Origin of the sequence: Psychrobacter sp. KFRI-CH2-11 (genome assembly GCF_038239325.1) — a bacterium.
GTDB lineage: Bacteria > Pseudomonadota > Gammaproteobacteria > Pseudomonadales > Moraxellaceae > Psychrobacter > Psychrobacter celer.
Genome location: NZ_CP151283.1, coordinates 83738 through 107505, shown reverse-complemented (window position 1 = coordinate 107505; position 23768 = coordinate 83738). Strand labels below are relative to the sequence as shown.

The window sequence follows — 23768 nt, the reverse complement described above, 5'->3', positions numbered from 1 at the left end:
TCAAGTCATAGATTTCCGTATAAAACAGAAAGAAGTAATCGTGTCTTTATACAAGATAAATCACTTGTTTCTATTTAATACCTATTGTATTTATTTGCACTCTAAGCTACCGAGGTTTGTAGTGGTGGAGCCAAACGGAGTCGAACCGTTGACCTCCTGCGTGCAAGGCAGGCGCTCTACCAACTGAGCTATGGCCCCATGTATAATGGTGGGTCTAGGTGGACTTGAACCACCGACCCCCGCGTTATCAACACGGTGCTCTAACCAGCTGAGCTACAGACCCTAGTACGTCCTAAAACGTAAGCTTAAACTAAAGAACAACTTGTTGTGAATTCTTGCTGACCGAATGCGTCTATAAGGAGGTGATCCAGCCGCAGGTTCCCCTACGGCTACCTTGTTACGACTTCACCCCAGTCATCAACCACACCGTGGTGATCGCCGTCCTAAAAGGTTCGGCTAACCACTTCTGGTGCAATCAACTCCCATGGTGTGACGGGCGGTGTGTACAAGGCCCGGGAACGTATTCACCGCGGCATTCTGATCCGCGATTACTAGCGATTCCTACTTCATGGAGTCGAGTTGCAGACTCCAATCTGGACTACGATAGGCTTTTTGAGATTCGCATCACATCGCTGTGTAGCTGCCCTCTGTACCTACCATTGTAGCACGTGTGTAGCCCTGGTCGTAAGGGCCATGATGACTTGACGTCGTCCCCGCCTTCCTCCAGTTTGTCACTGGCAGTATCCTTAGAGTTCCCGGCTTAACCCGCTGGTAACTAAGGACAAGGGTTGCGCTCGTTGCGGGACTTAACCCAACATCTCACGACACGAGCTGACGACAGCCATGCAGCACCTGTATTCTAATTCCCGAAGGCACTCCCGCATCTCTGCAGGATTCTAGATATGTCAAGACCAGGTAAGGTTCTTCGCGTTGCATCGAATTAAACCACATGCTCCACCGCTTGTGCGGGCCCCCGTCAATTCATTTGAGTTTTAACCTTGCGGCCGTACTCCCCAGGCGGTCTACTTATTGCGTTAGCTGCGTCACTAAGTCCTCAAGGGACCCAACGACTAGTAGACATCGTTTACGGCGTGGACTACCAGGGTATCTAATCCTGTTTGCTACCCACGCTTTCGAGCCTCAGTGTCAGTATGATGCCAGGAAGCTGCCTTCGCCATCGGTATTCCTCCAGATCTCTACGCATTTCACCGCTACACCTGGAATTCTACTTCCCTCTCACCTACTCTAGCTTAACAGTATCAGATGCAGTTCCCAGGTTAAGCCCGGGGATTTCACATCTGACTTATCAAGCCACCTACGCTCGCTTTACGCCCAGTAATTCCGATTAACGCTTGCACCCTCTGTATTACCGCGGCTGCTGGCACAGAGTTAGCCGGTGCTTATTCTGCAGCTAATGTCATCGCATATGGGTATTAGCCATATGGTCTTCTTCACTGCTTAAAGTGCTTTACAACCAAAAGGCCTTCTTCACACACGCGGCATGGCTGGATCAGGGTTGCCCCCATTGTCCAATATTCCCCACTGCTGCCTCCCGTAGGAGTCCGGGCCGTGTCTCAGTCCCGGTGTGGCTGATCATCCTCTCAGACCAGCTACAGATCGTCGCCATGGTAGGCCTTTACCCCACCATCTAGCTAATCCGACTTAGGCTCATCTAATAGCGAGAGCAGTAAACTGCCCCCTTTCTCCCGTAGGTCGTATGCGGTATTAATTCGAGTTTCCCCGAGCTATCCCCCACTACTAGGTAGATTCCTAAGTGTTACTCACCCGTCCGCCGCTCGACGCCTACCAGCAAGCTGGTATCGTTTCCGCTCGACTTGCATGTGTTAAGCCTGCCGCCAGCGTTCAATCTGAGCCATGATCAAACTCTTCAGTTTAATCTTGCTATGAAGCTCTTTAAAGAAGCTTCTAAACTTGGCTCATTTATTCTAGCAAATCGCTTAAAATTATGTTCGTAATGAATTAACTTTGAGTTTTTCTGCTGAGTAAATGATAATTTTTATAGTTAGACTGACTCCCGAAATGAGAGTAAAACCAACTTTATTTTTTAGCATTCTAAATCAGCAAAAATCCACACAAGTTGTTCTTTAGTTGTGCTTTTAAATAGTGTCTTATACTGTCGTCCAGTAGTAAGATATTTCGCTTACTTATAGTAAGTAAGGCTAAATAGCGCTAAACCTTAGTGGTTTATCCTATCTAGCGAGCCGACTATCATATCATAACGATTTGGTTTGTCAAGCTTTTTTATCTAATTTGTTTCTCAAGGTTCGCTGCGTTGTTACTATGTAATTTACCCTAGTAATGCTTAGCTCGTCCTGATGAGGTGCGTATTATAGACGCTTTATTTGGTAAGTCAAGAACTAATTTGGTTTATTTTAAACCAGTTGGTTAGACTCAGATTTTAGAATGGTGGCTCATTGTTTAAATGAGTCATTCTTTAATCGGCCTTCCCTTTCGACTGGGTGGCATTATACGCGTATTTGGGTGGGGGTCAAGGGATGTTTAATCTTTTATTTGAAATAAATCATAACTCATTGAAATATATACGTTAAAAAATCAAAATATACTGAGCCTTTAAAACCACAACTGCAGCCATACTCTATATACTCGGTAAACGAAGCTTGCAAACATTAATATTCCCATCGCCTGGGCATCGGGCTCTCTCAATAATAAAAGCTTGTCTATAAGGTAGTAGTTTAGAAGACGATTATTTTCAAAGCAATTGGGATCCAATTTAAAGACTATTTACGATCGCTGAGAGATATGAAAGATAAAAATAAGCTTTAACCCATCAGATAAAAAAGCCCCCTTCTACTCACGTAGAAGGGGGCTTTTAGGGTATAGGGAGCTGACGATGACCTACTCTCACATGGCCGGAGCCACACTACCATTGGCGCAACGATGTTTCACTTCTGAGTTCGGGAAGGGATCAGGTGGTGCCATCGTGCTATTGTCGTCAGCAAAGGGGGTTAGATATGAGTCTGTGTTTGTTTTACTTAATGATTTAAGTATCACTTATCCTAACTGAATCAAGGATAAAGGTGATATCGATATAATGCTTGATACAAACCACTTGGGTGTTGTATGGTCAAGCCAAACGAGCAATTAGTACAGGTTAGCTCCACACATCGCTGCGCTTCCACACCCTGCCTATCAACGTCCTAGTCTTGAACGGCTCTTTAGGGAAATCTAATCTTGAGGTGGGCTTCCCGCTTAGATGCTTTCAGCGGTTATCCCATCCGAACGTAGCTACCGGGCAATGCCATTGGCATGACAACCCGAACACCAGCGGTTCGTCCACTCTGGTCCTCTCGTACTAGGAGCAGATCCTCTCAAATTTCCAACGCCCACGGTAGATAGGGACCGAACTGTCTCACGACGTTCTAAACCCAGCTCGCGTACCTCTTTAAATGGCGAACAGCCATACCCTTAGGACCTGCTTCAGCCCTAGGATGAGATGAGCCGACATCGAGGTGCCAAACACCGCCGTCGATATGAACTCTTGGGCGGTATCAGCCTGTTATCCCCAGAGTACCTTTTATCCGTTGAGCGATGGCCCTTCCATACAGAACCACCGGATCACTAAGACCTACTTTCGTACCTGCTCGACTTGTGGGTCTCGCAGTTAAGCGCGCTTTTGCCTTTATACTCTATGAACGATTTCCGACCGTTCTGAGCGCACCTTCGTACTCCTCCGTTACTCTTTAGGAGGAGACCGCCCCAGTCAAACTACCCACCATACATTGTCCTCGGTATTGTTATACCTGAGTTAGAACCCCAACATGACCAGGGTGGTATTTCAAGATTGGCTCCACCAAGACTAGCGTCTCGGTTTCAAAGCCTCCCACCTATCCTGCACAAGTCAGGTCAAAGTTCAATGTAAAGCTGTAGTAAAGGTTCACGGGGTCTTTCCGTCTAGCCGCGGGTACACAGCATCTTCACTGCGATTTCGATTTCACTGAGTCTCTGCTGGAGACAGCGCTGCCATCATTATGTCATTCGTGCAGGTCGGAACTTACCCGACAAGGAATTTCGCTACCTTAGGACCGTTATAGTTACGGCCGCCGTTTACTGGGGCTTCGATCAAGACCTTCGCATACGCTAAGCCCATCAATTAACCTTCCAGCACCGGGCAGACATCACACCCTATACGTCCACTTTCGTGTTTGCAGAGTGCTGTGTTTTTAATAAACAGTTGCAGCAGCCTGGTATCTGCGACTGCCAATAGCTTACGGAGCAAGTCCTTCACCATCAGCAGCGTACCTTCTCCCGAAGTTACGGTACCATTTTGCCTAGTTCCTTCAGCAGAGTTCTCTCAAGCGCCTTGGTATTCTCTACCTGATCACCTGTGTCGGTTTAGGGTACGATTCGTTTATGACTATCGCTTAGAAGCTTTTCCTGGAAGCATGGTATTTGCCACTTCGTCCTACAAGTAGGACTTGCTATCAGATCTCGGTATAAAATAGCCCGGATTTACCTAAGCTATAAACCTACATCCTTCCACTCAGACAACCATCGCTGAGCTGGCATAACCTTCTCCGTCCCTCCATCGCATCATAAACAAGTATCGGAATATTAACCGATTTCCCATCGACTACGCCTTTCGGCCTCGCCTTAGGGGTCGACTCACCCAGCCCCGATTAACGTTGGACTGGAACCCTTGATCTTCCGGCGTGCGAGCTTTTCACTCGCATTATCGTTACTCACGTCAGCATTCGCTCTTGTGATACCTCCAGCATGCTTTACAACACACCTTCACAGGCTTACACAACGCTCCCCTACCACTTGAAAACAAATTCAAATCCGCAGCTTCGGCTCCTAGTTTGAGCCCCGTTACATCTTCCGCGCGGGCCGACTCGACTAGTGAGCTATTACGCTTTCTTTAAAGGATGGCTGCTTCTAAGCCAACCTCCTAGCTGTCTATGCCTTCCCACCTCGTTTCCCACTTAACTAGGAATTTGGGGCCTTAGCTGGCGGTCTGGGTTGTTTCCCTCTCCACGATGGACGTTAGCACCCACCGTGTGTCTCCCGGATATCACTCATCGGTATTCGGAGTTTGCATCGGTTTGGTAAGTCGGTATGACCCCCTAGCCGAAACAGTGCTCTACCCCCAATGGTGTTCGTCCGAGGCGCTACCTAAATAGCTTTCGGGGAGAACCAGCTATCACCGAGTTTGATTAGCCTTTCACCCCTATCCACAAGTCATCCCCTGGCTTTTCAACGACAGTGGGTTCGGTCCTCCGGTGCCTGTTACGGCACTTTCAACCTGCTCATGGATAGATCACTCGGTTTCGGGTCTATACCCTGCAACTAGACGCCCTATTAAGACTCGGTTTCCCTACGGCTCCCCTAAACGGTTAACCTTGCTACAGAATATAAGTCGCTGACCCATTATACAAAAGGTACGCGGTCACCCAACAAGTGGGCTCCCACTGCTTGTACGCACACGGTTTCAGGTTCTATTTCACTCCCCTCACAGGGGTTCTTTTCGCCTTTCCCTCACGGTACTGGTTCACTATCGGTCAGTCAGGAGTATTTAGCCTTGGAGGATGGTCCCCCCATCTTCAAACAGGATTTCTCGTGCCCCGCTCTACTTAATATGTTAACGCTAATGTTTCGAATACAGGACTATCACCTACTATGGTCAGCTTTCCCACGCTGTTCTTCTACATTAGCATTAATCGGCTTCTCCCCGTTCGCTCGCCGCTACTAGGGGAATCTCAATTGATGTCTATTCCTAAGGGTACTGAGATGTTTCACTTCCCCTCGTTCGCTTCTTGTACAAGTACAAGATACTTACCTTATGGTAAGTGGGTTTCCCCATTCAGAAATCTCCGGATCACAGGATATTGCCGCCTCCCCGAAGCTTATCGCAGGCTGTCACGTCTTTCATCGCCTCTGACTGCCAAGGCATCCACCATGTGCGCTTAATTACTTGACCATACAACCCCAAAGGGTCTTTGTCAGCAATTATAACGATATCACCTATGTTTACGCTTGATTCAGTTCTCTTTACTTTGAAGACTAGCCCTTGGGATAACAAACAATGTCGTTAAAAGGCTAGCCTTCAGGTTAGCAATAACACGTGAAATGTTATTGCTAACCCAGACTCATATCTATGTTTTTAAATAGTCTCTATGCTCTCGTCAAGTCATAGATTTCCGTATAAAACAGAAAGAAGTAATCGTGTCTTTATACAAGATAAATCACTTGTTTCTATTTAATACCTATTGTATTTATTTGCACTCTAAGCTACCGAGGTTTGTAGTGGTGGAGCCAAACGGAGTCGAACCGTTGACCTCCTGCGTGCAAGGCAGGCGCTCTACCAACTGAGCTATGGCCCCATGTATAATGGTGGGTCTAGGTGGACTTGAACCACCGACCCCCGCGTTATCAACACGGTGCTCTAACCAGCTGAGCTACAGACCCTAGTACGTCCTAAAACGTAAGCTTAAACTAAAGAACAACTTGTTGTGAATTCTTGCTGACCGAATGCGTCTATAAGGAGGTGATCCAGCCGCAGGTTCCCCTACGGCTACCTTGTTACGACTTCACCCCAGTCATCAACCACACCGTGGTGATCGCCGTCCTAAAAGGTTCGGCTAACCACTTCTGGTGCAATCAACTCCCATGGTGTGACGGGCGGTGTGTACAAGGCCCGGGAACGTATTCACCGCGGCATTCTGATCCGCGATTACTAGCGATTCCTACTTCATGGAGTCGAGTTGCAGACTCCAATCTGGACTACGATAGGCTTTTTGAGATTCGCATCACATCGCTGTGTAGCTGCCCTCTGTACCTACCATTGTAGCACGTGTGTAGCCCTGGTCGTAAGGGCCATGATGACTTGACGTCGTCCCCGCCTTCCTCCAGTTTGTCACTGGCAGTATCCTTAGAGTTCCCGGCTTAACCCGCTGGTAACTAAGGACAAGGGTTGCGCTCGTTGCGGGACTTAACCCAACATCTCACGACACGAGCTGACGACAGCCATGCAGCACCTGTATTCTAATTCCCGAAGGCACTCCCGCATCTCTGCAGGATTCTAGATATGTCAAGACCAGGTAAGGTTCTTCGCGTTGCATCGAATTAAACCACATGCTCCACCGCTTGTGCGGGCCCCCGTCAATTCATTTGAGTTTTAACCTTGCGGCCGTACTCCCCAGGCGGTCTACTTATTGCGTTAGCTGCGTCACTAAGTCCTCAAGGGACCCAACGACTAGTAGACATCGTTTACGGCGTGGACTACCAGGGTATCTAATCCTGTTTGCTACCCACGCTTTCGAGCCTCAGTGTCAGTATGATGCCAGGAAGCTGCCTTCGCCATCGGTATTCCTCCAGATCTCTACGCATTTCACCGCTACACCTGGAATTCTACTTCCCTCTCACCTACTCTAGCTTAACAGTATCAGATGCAGTTCCCAGGTTAAGCCCGGGGATTTCACATCTGACTTATCAAGCCACCTACGCTCGCTTTACGCCCAGTAATTCCGATTAACGCTTGCACCCTCTGTATTACCGCGGCTGCTGGCACAGAGTTAGCCGGTGCTTATTCTGCAGCTAATGTCATCGCATATGGGTATTAGCCATATGGTCTTCTTCACTGCTTAAAGTGCTTTACAACCAAAAGGCCTTCTTCACACACGCGGCATGGCTGGATCAGGGTTGCCCCCATTGTCCAATATTCCCCACTGCTGCCTCCCGTAGGAGTCCGGGCCGTGTCTCAGTCCCGGTGTGGCTGATCATCCTCTCAGACCAGCTACAGATCGTCGCCATGGTAGGCCTTTACCCCACCATCTAGCTAATCCGACTTAGGCTCATCTAATAGCGAGAGCAGTAAACTGCCCCCTTTCTCCCGTAGGTCGTATGCGGTATTAATTCGAGTTTCCCCGAGCTATCCCCCACTACTAGGTAGATTCCTAAGTGTTACTCACCCGTCCGCCGCTCGACGCCTACCAGCAAGCTGGTATCGTTTCCGCTCGACTTGCATGTGTTAAGCCTGCCGCCAGCGTTCAATCTGAGCCATGATCAAACTCTTCAGTTTAATCTTGCTATGAAGCTCTTTAAAGAAGCTTCTAAACTTGGCTCATTTATTCTAGCAAATCGCTTAAAATTATGTTCGTAATGAATTAACTTTGAGTTTTTCTGCTGAGTAAATGATAATTTTTATAGTTAGACTGACTCCCGAAATGAGAGTAAAACCAACTTTATTTTTTAGCATTCTAAATCAGCAAAAATCCACACAAGTTGTTCTTTAGTTGTGCTTTTAAATAGTGTCTTATACTGTCGTCCAGTAGTAAGATATTTCGCTTACTTATAGTAAGTAAGGCTAAATAGCGCTAAACCTTAGTGGTTTATCCTATCTAGCGAGCCGACTATCATATCATAACGATTTGGTTTGTCAAGCTTTTTTATCTAATTTGTTTCTCAAGGTTCGCTGCGTTGTTACTATGTAATTTACCCTAGTAATGCTTAGCTCGTCCTGATGAGGTGCGTATTATAGAGAGTTTCTGACGGGTGTCAACTGCTTTTTGATAAGTTTTTTAATTAATTTCGATAAATATAAAATAGACTAGTGTTTTCAATATGTTAACGAAAAAACTTTTTAGGGCGGCGCTGCGACTTAAACCATCATCACTTCATTAGTTATATAGAGGTAGCAAAATTGGCATTATCTATTAGCTATTGAAATCTACTTAACAGATACTTATATAGTCAATCTGATATGAACACGATACAGCGAGATGAAACGTTATTTTTCATAGCATCGGTAATTAGATAACTTTGAAGCATCAAGTGCTGCATCGATACTTAAACAATCACTGTGCTGACGTCGCTTGTCATAACACTTTTGTCACTTTGTATCTATAGTCTCCAACCTAGTGTTGCTAGGCAGTGTTTGCTATAATAGTGGCTTTTATGACACTACCTTGCAATGCTAAAGTGAGCCTTTAGATAAAGTGGCCAAAAGCCTGCTATTAATATCGTCTCAACTTAGTGTTTTGGGTGGTACTTTTCTTAACATATCACAGCAGTTAGATATAATTGATGCGGTCTTACGGTTATATGATTGATGGTTGCAATCATCACTGCCAACGGATCCAAAAAGGTGAATAGATTATGGTAGCGATTACTTTACCAGATGGTAGCGTAAAAAACTTTGAAGGCAATACAACCGTCATGGAAGTGGCGCAGAGTATTGGTGCAGGACTTGCCAAAGCGACGGTCGCTGGGCGCGTTGATGGTCAATTAGTCGATGCACACGATCCGATCACCCATGATGCCAAAGTTGAAATCGTGACGCCAAAAGACGCTGACGGTGTCGATATCATTCGCCACTCCTGCGCCCACTTGTTAGGTCATGCAGTAAAACAGCTCTACCCAGAGGTGAAAATGGTCATCGGACCGGTCATCGAAGATGGTTTTTATTACGACATCTATAGCGAGACGCCGTTTACCCCTGAGCATATGGAAGCCATCGAAAAACGCATGATGCAACTGATCAAACAAGATTATGATGTTATCAAAAAAATGACACCGCGCGATGAAGTCATCAAGATATTCGAAGCGCGCGGCGAAGATTATAAGCTGAAACTGATCAATGATATGCCGGGTGAAGAAGCCTTTGGTCTGTATCACCATCAAGAATATGTCGATATGTGCCGTGGTCCGCACGTGCCAAATACGCGCTTCTTAAAAGTATTTAAACTGACCAAAATGTCGGGTGCATACTGGCGCGGTGATGCCAAAAACGAGCAGCTGCAACGTATCTATGGTACAGCGTGGGCTGATAAAAAAGACCTAAAGGCCTATATCCAGCGTATTGAAGAAGCGGAAAAACGCGACCACCGTAAAATTGGTAAAGCGCTCAATCTGTTTCATATGCAAGAGCAAGCGCCGGGCATGGTGTTTTGGCACCCTAATGGCTGGACGATTTATCAAGTGCTTGAGCAATATATGCGCAAAGTCCAACACGATCACGGCTATGAAGAAATTAAAACGCCGCAAATCGTCGATCGTAGCTTGTGGGAGCGCTCAGGCCACTGGGGTAACTATGCCACCAATATGTTTACCACTGCCAGCGAAAACCGTGATTATGCGGTAAAGCCAATGAACTGCCCATGTCACGTGCAAGTATTTAACCAAGGCTTAAAGTCATATCGTGACCTGCCACTGCGTATGGCAGAGTTTGGCTCGTGTCACCGTAATGAGCCCTCAGGCTCTTTGCATGGTTTGATGCGCGTACGCGGCTTTACGCAAGATGATGCGCATATCTTCTGTACCGCAGCACAAATTCAGCAAGAGGTCGCTGACTTTATTAAACTGACCCTAAAAGTCTACGAAGACTTCGGCTTTGATAACATCATCATGAAGCTCTCCACCCGCCCTGAAAAGCGTGTCGGCTCTGATGAGTCTTGGGATTTTGCCGAAAAAGCTTTGGCCGATGCTCTCGACAGCTCAGGTCTCGATTGGGAATATCTACCAGGTGAAGGCGCGTTTTATGGTCCCAAAATTGAATTTAGTCTAAAAGACTCTCTAGGCCGCGTCTGGCAGTGCGGTACCATTCAGGTCGACCCCAATATGCCTGAGCGTCTTGATGCAGAGTTTGTCAACGAACAAAACGAGCGTGAAACCCCAATCATGCTACACCGTGCTATTTTAGGATCGTTCGAGCGTTTCATCGGTATTTTGATCGAACACTATGCCGGTTGGATGCCAGTATGGCTTGCACCCAAGCAAGTGGTAGTGATGAATATCACTGACAAGCAAGCAGAGGCTTGTGAAAATGTGGTTAATGAGCTGAAAAACGTCGGTATTCGAGCCGTTAGCGACTTGCGTAACGAAAAGATTGGATTTAAGATACGAGAGAAAACATTAGAACGTATCCCCTATATGCTAGTATTAGGGGATAAAGAGATTGAAACGGGCAGCGTCAATGTCCGGACGCGTGAAGGCGAAAACCTTGGCGTGATGAGTATCTCTGACTTTATGGCATTAGTACAGACCGCTGTCGGTAAAAAAGGCCGACAGACCCCAAAAACAGATGAGGAGTAATACCTATTAAACAGTCCAACCGTTTGAACATCAACGAAGATATCAAAGTCAAAGAAGTCCGACTCGTTAAAGAAGACGGCGAACAAATGGGCGTGGTCGATATCGAAACCGCGATGAAAGCGGCGCGTGATGAAAACTTAGATTTGGTCGAATTGGTTCCTGAAGCAAAACCGCCTGTATGTAAGATCATGGATTACAAGCATTTCTTATATGATCAAAAACAAAAGGCCAAAGAAGCTAAGAAAAACCAAAAGCAGACTCAGCTTAAAGAGATGAAACTACGCCCCAGTACTGAAGAGGCGGATTATCAAGTTAAGCTGCGTAAAATTATCAGCTTTTTGGAAGCTCAAGATAAGGTTAAGATTAGTATTCGTTTCCGTGGACGCGAAATGGCGCACCAAGATATTGGTCGCAAGCAACTTGACCGCATCATTGAAGATACCGCTGATATCTCAAACGTCGAACAATATCCTAAGATGGAAGGTCGTCAGATGGGTATGCTGCTCGGCCCAACTAAGAAAAAGTGATCGACTAACCAGATTGCTATTAGTTAGTGGCGGCTGTCAATCGGCATGCTAATCCGTCGATGTTAGATAATGTCGATATTGATTAATATGGATACTTATACTGTTGACCATCAATATGCTACGGGATATTGATGGTTTTTTTGTATATAGGCTTTCTGCCTCTTTATCATAAGCAGCGATACTGCCTTTATTAGCCATGGCTTTTATCACCTATAGTTTTTATCAGTTATAGCGTTTTAAACGCTGTTTTTGGTATCACAAGCTGACGCTATTTTACAAAACCTCTCTTCTCAAGCTTTTCATTACCAGTTAGTCTAAAGCTCAATGGCTCTGTATTTATTCGCCTTTGTACTTATTCGCCTTTGTATTTATTCGGCTTTATATAAGACACAGGCTATGACACATACAGGCCGCGACTTGTCTTTTAAATAAAACAATACCCGATATAGTCGACACTACATAAACCGCACGGATGATGTATTACTGATTTTTTCTCTTTAGATATTATAGGAAACTTTATGCAAGAATTGACGCCACCAGAAAATGCCGCTGCGCCAAGCATTTCACTGACGCCGCCTGAGCCCGTCAAAGAAATACAAAAAAGTGAAGCCGACCAGATGGTGACCCTCGATAAAAGCCAAATACCAGAACTCGATGCTAAAGTTGATGCTTTTGTCGATCATGTCATTACCAACTCTGTACATAGCCCTGAGTTTCAGCAAAACGTCCAATCCATACACAACTTAGGCAATAAAGAGATTCGTGAGTCCGCGCAAGTCTCTAATCGTATGCTCGAGCTGCCAGCAAAGAGCATCAACGACAATCTGTTTGATAACTCCCCTATCGCCAAATCTCTGACAGAGCTGCGCGGTATCGTCGAAGATTTGGACCCTAGCAAAAAAGATTTGACCAGCTCACGCAAGCTGTTTGGCCTTATTCCTTTTGGCAATAAGGTTCAAGATTACTTTCGTCAATACGAGTCAGCACAGTCACATATCAATGCCGTCGTGACCAGTCTCTATAACGGCAAAGACGAGCTGCTCAAAGACAATGCCATGATTGAGCAAGAAAAAGTCAATATGTGGGAGCTGATGCAATCGATTCGTCAGTACATTTATGTGGGTAAAAAAATCGATGAGCAGTTGGAGCAAAAAGTCTATGCCATCGAGGCGGCTGACCCAGAAAAAGCGCGCATCATCAAAGAAGAGATGCTGTTTTATGTGCGCCAAAAAAACACCGACTTTTTGACGCAGTTGGCCGTCAACGTCCAAGGTTATTTGGCGCTTGATACCATTCGCAAAAATAATCTGGAGCTGATTAAAGGTGTCGACCGTGCGACAACGACGACCATCTCAGCACTCCGCACGGCGGTGGTGGTCGCACAAGCGATGACCAATCAAAAACTGGTACTTGATCAAATCACTGCGCTTAATAAAACTACGAGCAGTTTGATCGAATCGACCTCTGCGATGCTCAAACGCCAATCGGGCGAGATCCATGAGCAGGCGACCAGCAGCAGTATCGAGCTTGATAAACTGCAAAACGCCTTCAATAATGTCTATGATACGATGGACATGATCAGCAATTATAAAATTGAAGCGCTAGAGAACATGAAACAAACGGTCAATACCTTGACCACTGAGGTCGATAAAGCACAAAAGTATCTCGACAAATCCAATCAGACCACGGTGCTAGAGGTCTCAAAGGAATTAGACAGCAAAAAAATCACCGATAAGTCTAGTGCGGTGGATATCGATATTTGATGGTTTTTTTCAGCTGTCTTCTTTAAAAGCAGACAGCTTGTTGCGACTTAATACAGATTAGACGATTGACGCAAGATATTGCCTCGTCGTTCGTGTTAAGATAGCCCTTATTAATAATTTTAAAAATAGATACGGTAATTTATGAGTTGGAACGATCCAAACGCCTCAAGTGAGGCAAAAAGATATGACAATCCTATCCCTAGTCGCGAGCTGATACTGGGCACGATTAATGAGCATGGCGAAGTCACTCACAAGCAACTGGCGCAGATCTTTGAGATTGAAGACCCAGATCAGTTTGATGCGCTGGGCAATCGCCTAAAAGCCATGGCACGCGACGGTCAAGTAAACCGTGAAGGTCGTCCTTATCGTTATCGGACAGTGACCAAGCAAGATGTGGTCACCGGTACTGTGTCTGCGCACCCCAAAGGTTTTGGCTTTGTATTATTAGAAGACATGCCCGATTTGTTTTTGCACGAAAAGCAAATGCGCTGGGTATTTAATGGCGATACAGTAGCCGCAATCGGTACCTCAACAGACAATCGCGGTCGCACCGAAGGCCGCATCGTCGATATCATAGAGCGTCGTCAAAACAACTTCATCGGCACGCTAACACGTGATGATGAAGGCTACTGTGTCGAGCTTGGTAGTCCAAACCATCACCAACCCATTACTGTCACTGATGACAACGTACAGGCTCTAAACGCCAAGCAAGGCGCGCCCGTCAAAATAGACATCATCGACTGGCCAAACCAGCACGAGTTTGCTACTGGCAAAATCACTGACGTCCTCTCCGATGATAACGACCGCGAGCTGATCATCGAAACGACGTTGCTCAATTATGATATTCCATCAGAATTTAGTGAAGCGGCTCTCAAGCAAGCCAATGATTACGAAGAGCCTACTGACAAAGACCTAAAGGGCCGTACTGACTTACGTCATTTGCCCTTAGTCACCATCGATGGTGAAGACGCACGCGACTTCGATGATGCGGTATATGCCGAAAAACGCTCAGGTGGTAACTACCGCGTCTTAGTGGCTATTGCAGATGTCAGCTACTACGTCACGCCAAACTCGCCGTTAGATAAAGACGCGTATGAGCGAGGTACGTCAGTATACTTTCCGCATCGTGTGATTCCGATGCTCCCTGAAGTATTGTCGAATGGTCTGTGTTCGCTAAACCCTGAGCTTGATCGCCTATGTATGGTGGCTGATATCAAGATATCGCGCGCTGGTAAAATCACAGGCTATGAGTTTTATCCAGGTGTGATGCACTCACAAGCACGCTTGACGTACAACCAAGTCAACGCGTATTTTGACAATCCAAAAGACAAAAGCGTGCCTGATTCTTTGACAGGCAATAAAGACGTCAAAAAATCAATTGATACACTGCATCAACTCTACGAGCTGCTTTTGAAAAAACGCGAAGAGCGCCATGCGATGGAGTTTGAGACAGTAGAGACCTACATTAAGTTTGATGAAAAAGGTGGCATCGAAGCAATATTGCCACGTACGCGCGGCGATGCGCAAAAGCTGATCGAAGAATGTATGCTACTGGCCAATACTTGTGCGGCAAACTTTGCTCTCAAGCATGAACTGCCTGTCTTGTATCGTAACCACGATCAGCCAGATAGCGAAAAATCCATGCGTATCCATGAGTACGCCAAAAACTTTGGTTTGAGCTTCCCAGAAGAAAGCCCAACGCAGGCAGATTATCAGCGTATCATCGAAGCCACCAAAGACAGACCCGATGCCATTAGCATCCATAGTATGCTGCTGCGCTCGATGATGCAGGCCAACTACGCGCCGGACAACATCGGTCACTTTGGCTTGGCATATGACGAGTACAGTCACTTTACCTCGCCTATCCGCCGTTATCCTGATTTGATGCTACACCGTGCGATCAAGGCAAAAGTCACGGGTAGCAAGCAGCCAGTGATGGATTTTTCACTCGAAGGTGCTGGCACGCAAACCTCAGATACCGAGCGCCGCGCCGAAAAAGCCTCGCGTTTTGTGGAGTCATGGCTCAAATGTCACTACATGAAAGATCATGTCGGTGAAGAGTTCAATGGCGTGGTGACCACCGTGACGAGCTTTGGCTTATTTGTCACCTTGACTGACTTGTATATCGACGGTCTGGTGCATATCTCAAACGTCGGCGATGACTTCTTTGTCTATGATGAGACGCAGCAGCAGCTCATCGGTAAAGACAAAGGCACGCTGTTTGGTCTGGGCGATTTGGTCAAAGTCAAAGTCGCAGGCGTCAATATGGACTTGCTACAAATTGACTTTGATTTACAAGCCAAGCTACAAGCCAGTGAGATGAACCAAACCAAAAAAGACCAAGCTAAAAAACCACCAGCCAAAAAATCACCAGCTAAAAAGAGCAGCAACCGCAAAGGCTCAAGCAAAAAAGGCTAAGCCACATAAGAGGTGGTAGATAAAAAGGTATTGATAAAAAAGGCTAACCCAGTGTTAGCCTTTTTTTGTGCCCGCTACGCTACTGGGCATTAGCCACTTGCGCGACTCGCTGCTGCTCGGCTCGCTGTGCTTGCTCTATCTGTGTGGTGGCATCATCCAAGAGGGCCTTGGGCTGCTGACCTAACGGCTGATTGGCAATATTTTCGCCAGTGTTTGCACCTGTATCTGTCGCAGCAGCCGACTCAGCGCTATTATTGTTTACTAGTACCTCTCTGTGCTTATCACGCTGATGCCCGCTTATCAGATTAAAACCCAATAATGCTACCATGCCCACAAGTGCGAAGATAATCAAATGTTTCATTTGCATAAAAGTGTCTCGTCTCTAGATAGTCATCAAATATCTATTTTGTTGCACTTTTTATGCCGTTTTTGAGGGCGTGTTCGCATTTCAAAAATGATGATAAAAATGAGATAAACTGCCGCTAAACATTGCCACTAAACATTGCCACTAAACAAGGAAGATAGCACAGATAATCTCGAGATATTAGTCAGCTATTTGGCCCTGTTTGGCCAGATTTAGCCATTTTTCACTCATTTAGGTGGCTATCTATTGAGTTGAGGACAGGCGCTAAGCTGATTATTCTTGCGGGCTATTGTTATTTAGCAAATCAGTCTCATCTGAGTTTTCGGCAATTTCTTGCTCGACCTTTTCCATCAGCTTATCATCGGGGCGGGCATCGAGGACATCGCTGCCACTGCGGCCTTGCAGGATAGTTTTGGCACGGGCTTTTGCTTGCTCTTTATCTTTATCATCGGTGGAGCTTGGCACTTGATTGCTTGAGGTAGCGCTGGGCACGGTGGTCGTAAGGGTAGCACCCGAGGTGGTGTTGTTTTGTGGCATCTGCTCAAAAGCTTGCTCTAATTTATGGTTAAAACGCAGTCGATAAATGGGCTCAGGTAAGCTAAAGCCTTCATTTTCTAGCGCGTGCTTGGTTTCGCGAATGGCGATACTACGCGCTTTAGAAAAATCGGTCTCGGATTGATCCACCCATACCTGAAACTCTAAAATGATATTTGAGTCGCCGACATTGGTAATGACAGCAATCGCTTTTGGCTCATCTAAGACAAACGCCAACTGGTGTATCGCATCTAGCCCAACCTTAATGGCTGCCAGTGGGTCATCGTTGGCGTCCACACCCAGCTCAAAAGTAAAGCGGCGCTCAGGGTTTTTGGTGTAATTTAGAATAGTACCTTTAAAGACCTCGGCATTCGGAATGCGCAGCTGGTTGCCATCTAAGGTCATCAAAATAGTCGCCCGCGATGTCAGGCGCACGACGATACCCTCTTGCCCATTGATGACAATGTGGTCACGCGCGCGAAACGGCTGCCGGATACTAAGCATGAGTGAGGCAATATAGTTTTCAATGGTGTCTTTGACCGCAAAACCAACCGCGATACCGATCACGCCTGCCCCGCCAAGTAGCGTACCCAAAACAGTCTCTGCGCCGATCAGACTCAGCGCCAAGATCAGACCAAAAATGATAAAAATGACTTTGATGGTTTGGGCCAGTAGCTCTGCCACAAATGGATTTGGCGTCAGACGTTGCCACATGTTTTTGCGATTAGAGAGCCAGCTGCCAAACCAAGTCACCAAGGCAAACAGCACTATACCGACCAGTAGTAGCGGTAGCGCCTTCACTAGATTGGTCACCTGTGCTTTTAGGCCTTGATAGACAGTGGTGACGTTGTCTTGTACATCGAGGGTGCGATTGATTCGGTCTTCGACCGTAACCACGTCTGTCAAGCGATTGGTCAAGTTGATGGCTTGCTGCGCCTTTTTTTCATTGGGCGTCTCTCCCGTCAGCGTAACCACCCCTTGCGTCACGCTGACATTGACCGCTTGCAACCCGTCTATTTCTGAAAATATGCCAGTGATACGTTGGCGGATATCATTGTCTTTTTGCGGAGTCGGCGTGGTCTCGATTTGCGCGTTATTGGTGCTCTCACCACTGATGATAGGCGGCGGGTCAGGCTCAGATGATGGCTCTATGATCTCTGGCGTTTTAGCTACGCTGTCAGAGGTAGCAGGTGCTGGCTCGGCATTGTCTTCATCAAGCGCTTCTGCATTGTCAACATTGTCAACATTGTCAACATTGTCAACATTGTCAACATTGTCAACATTGTCAACATTGTCAACATTGTCAACATTGTCAACATTGTCACCACTGTCACCACTGTCACCACTGTCACCACTGAGCGCAGCGCTAATGGAGGCAGCGTCTTCAATAACTGCATGAGCTGGCAGCTGACCAAGCAGGGCCCATAGCAACAGCAGCTGACCGCATATACTGGCCAGACGGCGGATGATGGTGGGCATTTTTTGCGTTAGATAAATCGACATAAGCATCCTTTGCTTGTTGCGTCATTGCCAAAATCTCAAGGTCTCATGCAAGCGTGATCCCTGCTCTTTGTCTTAGCAGCTAGGCGTGAGTCTATCTACGATAAAGTAAACATACGGCTATTTGCTTGACACCGCCGCTATGGCGCAGCAAACAGATAGCCGTAGCGCGTTGCCTATCCTCGCCATTGAGCGCTGAGCTCAGCAAGTAAGAGCCTAGCGAGTAATTTTTTAGCAAATCTTAGGTGAGCTTAGCTGTCTAGATATGCTTGAGCAGCACGCAAATCGAGTGTGCCTTCGTAGATGGCACGGCCGGTGATGATACCCTCGATACAGTCGCCATAGGGTTTTAGTAGCTCGATGTCTTTTATGTCAGTCACGCCGCCTGAGGCAATCACAGGCAAGCCACCTTCGCGAGCTAGATTGACTGTCTGTTCGACGTTGACGCCTTGCATCATGCCGTCACGGGCGATGTCGGTATAGACGATTGACGATACGCCTACATCGGCAAAGCGCTTGGCCAGCTCGGTGGCGCGAGTATCAGTGACATTTGCCCAGCCATGGGTCGCCACCATACCGTCTTTGGCATCGATACCCACGATGATATGCCCTGCAAACTCACGGCAAGCCTCAGTAACAAAGTCGGGATCTTCGACTGCTTTGGTGCCGATAATAATATACGTCAAACCTGCAGTGATGTACTGCTCGATGGTGTTCATATTGCGCACACCGCCGCCCAACTGGATAGGTAAGGTTGGATAAGCCTTGGCGATGTCATTGACCACTTGTCTATGTACTGGTACCCCATCAAACGCGCCATTTAAGTCCACCAAATGTAAGCGGCGAGCACCTTCTTCTACCCAGCGCGCCGCCATGGCCACAGGATCGTCAGAAAACACCGTATCATCCTCCATACGGCCTTGCTTTAAGCGCACACATTTACCATCTTTTAAATCAATCGCCGGAATAATGACAGGCACAGCACACATAGGACATTCCTTATAACGCATAAATAAAATAAGTAATCAATATATCACTGAATCAATATATCACTGATATCGAAATACCATCTAGACAGCCACTTGATATATCGCTGATGACAGAGCTATACCGCAGACCGTTTCGAAATCAGTGGCCAACAAAATCAGTCAGAATATAGTATCAGTAAATTCTCTTCGTGTTGGTTCAAATCTGAATAATTCAAACAACAAATAATGCCAAAAACTTAACAATCATAACCATAAGTTTTAGCAGACGGAATCACTGGCAACATTAGGTAAATTCACTTACCGGCTGGCAATTTTAGGTCAATTTAGCGTATAATCCTAGGTAAATTTGTATTTGTTTCTATATGATAGCAACCATGCGCCACACTTTTTTTCAGTTAACCATTACTGAAGTGCTCATGGCGGTCAGGATGAATCGAGCAACAGCTAAATGAACCAGTACAATATTGGCTGACAGTTGGCTAAAAGGGTTAACGTAACAATCTTCAATGCCAGTCTGAGAGCAGACTGCGCTGCGCCATTACCCTTGAGACGTCTTTTTATATATCTCCCTTACATCCCTATCATGAGATAACGCCTTAGAAAGTCACTCCTAGATTACCAGCGGCAGATGGTCATACACCGTATGTCTACCAGCGGCAGGGCTAGTGTGGCTTCGACCAGTTTATCTATCTTTGTAGATTACTTGGCTGCGTTTTTATGTCATTGGCTCTGCAACAAAAAGCCAGTTCATAAAGCGACAATCGTGCTGGTTTACAGGTTTTAATTTTCAATGAAACGTATGATGGAGCTGTTTACGATCAATGCAGTCGCTTTTGGCCAACGCCCAAAGTGAGTGCGTTTGGTTTGATGGTTTTAGCATACACCTTGGTAGCCAGTCGCCAACTTTGGTAATTCGAATAAGACATTAACGTGTTGTTAAGGAGTCTAAGGTCAGCGTTAATACTCTTACTAGCAGTGATATTCTTGCGTTGTTTTCAAAGCCTTATGTATCTCTATCCTACTATAGGAATAGCGAGTTGAGGGCTTTATTAAATGACGCAGATGTTCATGCTGCCGATATACCAAACAGGACGTCTGGTATCGTTTTAGACTATGGACTAAGTTTTCGCTTATGATTACCATCAAAAAAGGTTTGGATTTGCCCATCACCGGTGAACCCTCCCGCGAGATATCTGAGCACCAACCAACACATGTAGCAGTCATTGGCTATGATTATGTGGGTATGAAACCCACAATGAATGTCAAAGAAGGTGATGTCGTAGCTAAAGGCCAGCCCGTTTTTGAAGACAAAAAACGTGTTGGTGTTATCTACACTGCCCCTGCTGCTGGTAAAGTCGTCGCGATCAATCGCGGCGAGCGCCGAGTGTTTGAAAGCCTTGTGATTGCGGTCGACCCAAACGGTGAAGAAGTAGACTTCGAGCGCTATGACTCCCAGCAACTTGCTGACCTAGACTCGAAGGTCGTTGAAACCCAACTGCTGGCCTCTGGCGAATGGACTGCGTTTCGTACGCGCCCCTATAGCCGCGCACCAGAAATCGGTGCCCGTCCGCATGCCATCTTTGTCACCGCGATGGATACCAATCCACTTGCGTTTGACCCGATGCTGCTGATCAATGAGGAGCTGCAAGCGTTCAATGACGGTCTCGCAGTATTATCTACCCTCAGCCCTAAGACTTTCGTCTGTCATCATGGTGATGCTAGCCTGACGCCCGTTGCAAAAACCGCGGCAAACAACGTCACTGAGTATCATAGTTTTGCAGGTAAGCACCCAGCAGGACTGGCCGGCACGCACATTCACTTTTTGCATCCAATCATGCGCGGTGTCACCGTCTGGACGATTGGCTATCAAGACGTGATTGCTATCGGTAAGCTATTTACCACTGGCCGCTTGTATACGCGCCGTATGATTAGCTTGGCAGGCCCTGCAGTCAATACTCCACATCTGATCGCAACCGAACGCGGTGCTGACATCACAGCATTGACCAAAGGCCAACTGGCCGCTGGTGAAAACCGTGTCATCTCAGGCTCAGTGCTGTCAGGACGCAAGGTGTTTAGCAACATCGCTTATCTTGGCCGCTTTCACAACCAAGTCAGCGTCCTACCTGAAGGCCGTGAGCGTCCAGCATTTCACTTCTTTACCGCTGGTAAAAACCGCTTTTCTAAACTGCCGATCTATATCTCACAGTTTTTTGGTGGCAAAAAATACAACTTCACCACCACCAGCAACGGCTCACCGCGTGCGATGGTACCCATCGGGGTCTATGAAGAAGTCATGCCGCAAGATTATCTGCCAACACAGCTACTACGTGCCTTGATTGTTGAGGACATCGTTAGCGCCGTTGATTTGGGCGCACTCGAATTGGACGAAGAAGATTTGGCATTATGCACCTTCGTCTCTCCTGGCAAATATGAATTCGGTGATATCTTGCGTGATAACTTAACGCGCATTGAGCTGGAGGGCTAACCACGATGAAATTTTTACACAATATGTTCGATCGTATGGAGCCGTCTTTTACCAAGGGTGGCAAACACGAAAAGTACTATGCCATCTTTGAGATGTTCGATACGTTTTTGCGTCAGCCAGGTACCACTACCTACGCCTCGTCACACGTGCGCGATGGTATCGATCTAAAACGCATCATGATTACCGTCTGGCTCTGTACCTTCCCTGCGATGTTTTGGGGTATGTACAATATCGGCCACCAAGCATTAACCGCCATCGCTCAGCTAGGCTTGCAGCCTGAAGGCTGGCGCACGGTTATCACCAGCATGGCAGGCTACAACCCAGATAGTATTTGGGCCAGCTTTGTCTATGGAGCCATGCAGTTCTTACCCATTTATATCGTCACCTTCGCGGTTGGTATTCTCTGTGAGATTATCTTTGCCGTGGTGCGCGGACATGAAGTCAACGAAGGTTTCTTTGTGACCTCAGTGCTCTTTGCGCTTTGTCTACCGCCAGATATCCCATTATGGCAAGTCGCCTTGGGTATCATCTTTGGTGTGGTCGTGGCAAAAGAGGTCTTCGGTGGTACGGGTAAAAACTTCCTAAACCCTGCCCTATCAGGTCGTGCCTTCCTCTACTTTGCCTATCCAGCGTATATGTCTGGTGACTCAATCTGGACGGCGGTGGACGGCTTCTCTGGCGCGACACCGCTTGGTCTTGCAGCACTTGGCGTCTCTCCACAAGATTTCGTCGATGTCTATGGCAATGCCATCACTTGGAGTGATGCGTTCTTGGGCAACATGCAAGGCAGTATCGGTGAAGTCTCTACGCTCGCGATCCTCATGGGTGCGGTCGTACTACTGTGGACGCGTATCGCCTCCTGGCGCATCATGGCAGGCTGTGTGGTCGGCCTCATCGCCACCTCGCTGGTCTTTAACATGATCGGCTCAGAAGACAATCTGATGATGAACTTGCCGTTTTATTGGCATTTGGTCATCGGTGGCTTTGCCTTTGGTGCCGTCTTTATGGCAACCGACCCAGTCTCTGCTGCGCATACCAATAAAGGCCGCTGGGCGTATGGCATCTTGATTGGCTTTATGACCGTATTGATTCGCGTCGTCAACCCAGCCTTCCCAGAAGGCATCATGCTGGCCATTTTATTCGCCAACTTATTTGCTCCATTGTTTGATTACTTTGTTACCCAAGCAAACATCAAACGCCAAACTGCTCGGAGGGTTCGTTATGTCCAAGCCCAAAAGTAATAACGCAAAAACCATCAGCGTTGCACTGACGCTATGTTTGGTGTGCTCTGTATTGGTCTCGGCAGTTGCTGTGGGTCTAAAACCAGCACAAATCGAAAACGCTCGCTTAGACCGTAACAAAAATATCCTCGTTGCCGCCGGCATGTACAATGCTGAGTCAGATACTGCAAGCGATGTGGCTGAGCGTTTTAAAGATTTTGATGTCGAGATCATCGACCTAAATAAAGGTGACTATCTCGATGATGACGCGCTAAAAGCCGCTGGCATCCCTGATCGTAACGCCTATGACGCCAGTCAAGCGACCAAAAACCAAGCCTTGAGTGAAGACTTGGGCAACAACGATCCCGCTGGTATTGGCCGTAAGCCAAAATATGCCAAAGTCTACGTAAAAAGCGACGACGCTGGCAATCCTGAAATGGTGGTGCTACCGATTCAAGGCTACGGCCTATGGGGCACGATCTATGGTTTCTTAACGCTTGAGAGCGACATGAATACCATCAAAGGTATCAGTTTTTATGAGCATAAAGAAACCCCAGGGCTCGGTGCTCGTATCGAAGAGCCAGAGTGGCGCGCCCAATGGAGTGGCATCCAGTCGTATGACGAAGATGGCAATGTGGCCACTGGTGTGACCAAAGCTGGCACACCAAAAGACAACTGGGTCGATGGCATCAGCGGTGCAACCTTAACGGGTCGCGGTGTCAGCAATATGATTCAGTTTTGGCTGGGTGAGCAAGGCTACAAGCCTTATCTAGATAAGCTGCGCCAAGACAGTGGTCAAACGATTGACAATGCAGACACGCAAGCCAGTCAAGCGACGCTGACAGCTGAACCGAACACCGAACTGGCAGCGCCAGTAGTAAACGGCAAGGAGGCATAA

Annotated in this window: 10 protein-coding genes, 4 tRNA genes and 4 rRNA genes; 7 read left to right on the top strand and 11 right to left on the bottom strand. The window is 47.0% G+C overall.

The features are described 5' to 3' along the window. Window positions 1-122: 122 nt before the first annotated feature. The 8 genes from AADH33_RS00465 to AADH33_RS00430 form a co-directional block, all read right to left on the bottom strand. Window positions 123-198: transfer RNA gene (locus AADH33_RS00465), tRNA-Ala, on the bottom strand. Between the two features lie 8 nt (window positions 199-206). Next, window positions 207-283, bottom strand: a tRNA-Ile gene (locus AADH33_RS00460). Between the two features lie 72 nt (window positions 284-355). Then, window positions 356-1895: ribosomal RNA gene (locus AADH33_RS00455) — 16S ribosomal RNA — on the bottom strand. 969 nt (window positions 1896-2864) lie between these two features. Beyond that, window positions 2865-2979, bottom strand: a 5S ribosomal RNA gene (rrf, locus tag AADH33_RS00450). A gap of 123 nt (window positions 2980-3102) precedes the next feature. Next, window positions 3103-5959: ribosomal RNA gene (locus AADH33_RS00445) — 23S ribosomal RNA — on the bottom strand. Window positions 5960-6286: 327 nt separating this feature from the next. Beyond that, a tRNA-Ala gene (locus tag AADH33_RS00440) sits at window positions 6287-6362 on the bottom strand. A gap of 8 nt (window positions 6363-6370) precedes the next feature. Continuing rightward, window positions 6371-6447, bottom strand: a tRNA-Ile gene (locus AADH33_RS00435). Between the two features lie 72 nt (window positions 6448-6519). Next, window positions 6520-8059 (bottom strand): 16S ribosomal RNA (locus tag AADH33_RS00430). The 16S, 23S and 5S rRNA genes sit together here with 4 tRNA genes alongside, the layout of an rRNA operon. Window positions 8060-9135: 1076 nt before the next feature. On the opposite strand from AADH33_RS00430, the gene thrS reads away from it, so the two are divergent. The 4 genes from thrS to rnr all read left to right on the top strand — a co-directional run bounded on the left by thrS (window position 9136) and on the right by rnr (window position 15778). Next, window positions 9136-11070, top strand: coding sequence for a threonine--tRNA ligase (thrS, locus tag AADH33_RS00425; protein WP_075101251.1), 1935 nt, complete (start codon window positions 9136-9138; stop codon window positions 11068-11070). A 23-nt stretch (window positions 11071-11093) separates the two neighbouring features. Beyond that, complete coding sequence (infC, locus tag AADH33_RS00420) at window positions 11094-11597, top strand: translation initiation factor IF-3 (RefSeq protein WP_075101252.1); 504 nt, start codon at window positions 11094-11096, stop codon at window positions 11595-11597. 518 nt (window positions 11598-12115) lie between these two features. Then, window positions 12116-13360 carry a toxic anion resistance protein gene (locus AADH33_RS00415; protein ID WP_348549201.1) on the top strand — a complete coding sequence of 415 codons (1245 nt, stop codon included), beginning with the start codon at window positions 12116-12118 and terminating at the stop codon, window positions 13358-13360. Between the two features lie 141 nt (window positions 13361-13501). Then, complete coding sequence (rnr, locus tag AADH33_RS00410) at window positions 13502-15778, top strand: ribonuclease R (RefSeq protein WP_348549200.1); 2277 nt, start codon at window positions 13502-13504, stop codon at window positions 15776-15778. A gap of 79 nt (window positions 15779-15857) precedes the next feature. On the opposite strand, the gene AADH33_RS00405 is transcribed toward rnr, so the two are convergent. The 3 genes from AADH33_RS00405 to hisA form a co-directional block, all read right to left on the bottom strand. Further along, window positions 15858-16145 carry a hypothetical protein gene (locus tag AADH33_RS00405; RefSeq protein WP_207969979.1) on the bottom strand — a complete coding sequence of 96 codons (288 nt, stop codon included), beginning with the start codon at window positions 16143-16145 and terminating at the stop codon, window positions 15858-15860. Window positions 16146-16415: 270 nt separating this feature from the next. Beyond that, window positions 16416-18179 carry a mechanosensitive ion channel family protein gene (locus AADH33_RS00400; protein WP_348549199.1) on the bottom strand — a complete coding sequence of 588 codons (1764 nt, stop codon included), beginning with the start codon at window positions 18177-18179 and terminating at the stop codon, window positions 16416-16418. Window positions 18180-18427: 248 nt separating this feature from the next. Further along, the gene (gene hisA, locus AADH33_RS00395; RefSeq protein WP_192995118.1) at window positions 18428-19165 is read right to left on the bottom strand and encodes a 1-(5-phosphoribosyl)-5-[(5-phosphoribosylamino)methylideneamino]imidazole-4-carboxamide isomerase; all 738 of its coding nucleotides are present in this window, start codon (window positions 19163-19165) and stop codon (window positions 18428-18430) included. A gap of 1132 nt (window positions 19166-20297) precedes the next feature. On the opposite strand from hisA, the gene AADH33_RS00390 reads away from it, so the two are divergent. From AADH33_RS00390 to AADH33_RS00380, 3 genes are read left to right on the top strand one after another with little or no spacing between them, the layout of a single operon-like run. Continuing rightward, complete coding sequence (locus tag AADH33_RS00390; protein ID WP_348549198.1) at window positions 20298-21650, top strand: Na(+)-translocating NADH-quinone reductase subunit A; 1353 nt, start codon at window positions 20298-20300, stop codon at window positions 21648-21650. Window positions 21651-21655: 5 nt separating this feature from the next. Beyond that, window positions 21656-22891: an NADH:ubiquinone reductase (Na(+)-transporting) subunit B gene (locus AADH33_RS00385; RefSeq protein WP_075101258.1), complete on the top strand. Its 1236-nt coding sequence runs from the start codon at window positions 21656-21658 to the stop codon at window positions 22889-22891. Next, window positions 22872-23768 (top strand): Na(+)-translocating NADH-quinone reductase subunit C, encoded by an 897-nt coding sequence (locus tag AADH33_RS00380; RefSeq protein ID WP_207969972.1) that lies wholly within the window; start codon window positions 22872-22874, stop codon window positions 23766-23768. Before AADH33_RS00385 ends, AADH33_RS00380 begins: the two co-directional genes overlap by 20 nt.

What these genes read in the sequence shown, in the direction of transcription:
- AADH33_RS00385 (WP_075101258.1), top strand. Translation starts at nt 21,656, where the DNA reads ATGAAATTTTTACACAATATGTTCGATCGTATGGAGCCGTCTTTTACC.
- AADH33_RS00390 (WP_348549198.1), top strand. Translation starts at nt 20,298, where the DNA reads ATGATTACCATCAAAAAAGGTTTGGATTTGCCCATCACCGGTGAACCC.
- thrS (WP_075101251.1), top strand. Translation starts at nt 9,136, where the DNA reads ATGGTAGCGATTACTTTACCAGATGGTAGCGTAAAAAACTTTGAAGGC.
- hisA (WP_192995118.1), bottom strand. Translation starts at nt 19,165, where the DNA reads ATGTGTGCTGTGCCTGTCATTATTCCGGCGATTGATTTAAAAGATGGT.
- AADH33_RS00415 (WP_348549201.1), top strand. Translation starts at nt 12,116, where the DNA reads ATGCAAGAATTGACGCCACCAGAAAATGCCGCTGCGCCAAGCATTTCA.
- AADH33_RS00380 (WP_207969972.1), top strand. Translation starts at nt 22,872, where the DNA reads ATGTCCAAGCCCAAAAGTAATAACGCAAAAACCATCAGCGTTGCACTG.
- rnr (WP_348549200.1), top strand. Translation starts at nt 13,502, where the DNA reads ATGAGTTGGAACGATCCAAACGCCTCAAGTGAGGCAAAAAGATATGAC.
- AADH33_RS00400 (WP_348549199.1), bottom strand. Translation starts at nt 18,179, where the DNA reads ATGTCGATTTATCTAACGCAAAAAATGCCCACCATCATCCGCCGTCTG.
- AADH33_RS00405 (WP_207969979.1), bottom strand. Translation starts at nt 16,145, where the DNA reads ATGCAAATGAAACATTTGATTATCTTCGCACTTGTGGGCATGGTAGCA.